2 protein-coding genes are annotated in these 1530 nt (G+C 42.9%); both read left to right on the top strand.

Going from position 1 to position 1530, the window contains the following annotated elements; all coding sequences use genetic code 11:
• The first annotated feature begins 125 nt into the window (after positions 1-125).
• A complete protein-coding gene (locus tag CDZ78_RS18275; RefSeq protein ID WP_087871264.1) occupies positions 126-776 on the top strand; it encodes a hypothetical protein in 651 nt (216 codons plus the stop codon).
• A 156-nt stretch (positions 777-932) separates the two neighbouring features.
• Positions 933-1313 carry a hypothetical protein gene (locus tag CDZ78_RS18270; RefSeq protein WP_087871263.1) on the top strand — a complete coding sequence of 127 codons (381 nt, stop codon included), beginning with the start codon at positions 933-935 and terminating at the stop codon, positions 1311-1313.
• The last annotated feature ends 217 nt before the right edge of the window (positions 1314-1530 follow it).

Raw genomic sequence — 1530 nt, 5'->3', positions numbered from 1 at the left:
GCGCGCCATGCTACCTCACGAAATTCCGGGACTCCTGTCGCCGTAATTCGTTCACCTACGCAGCGAATAGGAGATGCTCCAGCCGCCCTGCGTCCGCCACAGACTGAGCACAAAGCAGCTCAGTCATGGCTACCTCAAATGGCTCTACGGCTATTCGGGATAAAATTTTAGCCTCCCTCGCGCGCTATCGCGCACTTCGGATTGGCAAATTTCCCTGCGCCTTCTGGAGACTATCATCCCGTCCGGGGCTGACAGCGGCTGTTGAAGAGATGGCAGAACGAGGATACGCGTCAGCTGAGGAAGCAGATGTACGCCAAATTTCGACAGCCCTTGAGCCTAGACTTAAACATCTGATGTTATCTTATGAAGATGCCGCTAACCAACTGGTTAAAGAACCTGCAAACTTAGAGGGTACGCCATTTAATGATGGGGAACTACTTGGCGCACACACTGGAGGCACTAATCATGACGGAAAATGGACAGATATATCCCGTTTTTATAAATTCGATGATTTGGGAGTGGTGGAACTGAGTGAGACTGATTATATTACGAGTAGAGGTCGCATACAAATGACTCAGGAGTTAATTAATGAGGATGTTAACGGTATACCTGCGATGTACAGAGTTAATGTGAGTAATTCAGGGGCAGCTGTATCTTTAGTCTCTTGGGCAACGGATTCAAAAAAGTACGTACTGTATGCTGAGAAAAACGGGGCTAAGGATGAGGGGGTGAAACAGAGACTCCTAGAATTGGCACGATCTATCCCAGCGGATTAAAGCATAAAAAGCGGGGGCTCCGAATCTGGACCACCCGCTTTTTTATGACGTATTAGAAGTTTAAACCCAGCAAGTCGAAACGCTGAGAAGCGTCTGCAGTGATTAATCACGCTGTACTGATGAGACAGATTCTCACTTTGTAAATAGGAAATTGTAATGAAAAAATCGAAAAATTTATTGAGTATTGGTGTAATTTTACTAGCGTTTAGCGGTGCTTCCAATGCGGACGTTCATACAGTTAGTAGAGCGAATTGTTTTCCACCAGGGGAGGTGGATATCGGAAATGAATCAATAAGCTGGGACCCAACACTCACGCCACATTGGTTTCGTGTACAAAGTAAGCATAGCATGGGGGGGCGTGAAAGACACACTCGGACAACTGGCTGGGAATATACGTGGAACAATAATTATACTGCGCATAGAGATACTATTAGTCAGAGACTATGGCGTGTTGATGGTAAGCATGAGGGATGGGACTCAGAGGAAGGCGAAGCTTTCATGATAGATGAAACAAGTGCTAACAGTTGTAATTTTTAATTAGTAGTAACTACTCAGCGTGTTTTTTAACTTTAAAATCAAATGGATATATTTTAATTTAACCTGACTTTAGTCATTTTCACCTTTAAAAATGGGTGAAAATTGGACTAAAATTCAGAGAGATACATTAATTATTATTTTAAATCAATCTGTTATGAGTTTAAATTACGCTGAGTAGTTACTTTTTTTGTAGTAGTTTGTAGTAATATTACTACTA

It is taken from the genome of Bathymodiolus platifrons methanotrophic gill symbiont (assembly GCF_002189065.1).
Taxonomy (GTDB): Bacteria; Pseudomonadota; Gammaproteobacteria; order Methylococcales; family Methylomonadaceae; genus Methyloprofundus.
The sequence above is the reverse complement of the archived record's forward strand: the minus strand, read 5'-3'. Positions and strand labels throughout refer to the sequence as shown.

Bases quoted from the DNA above. Each gene is read 5' to 3' on its own strand.
- CDZ78_RS18275 (WP_087871264.1), top strand. From the start codon at position 126: ATGGCTACCTCAAATGGCTCTACGGCTATTCGGGATAAAATTTTAGCC.
- CDZ78_RS18270 (WP_087871263.1), top strand. From the start codon at position 933: ATGAAAAAATCGAAAAATTTATTGAGTATTGGTGTAATTTTACTAGCG.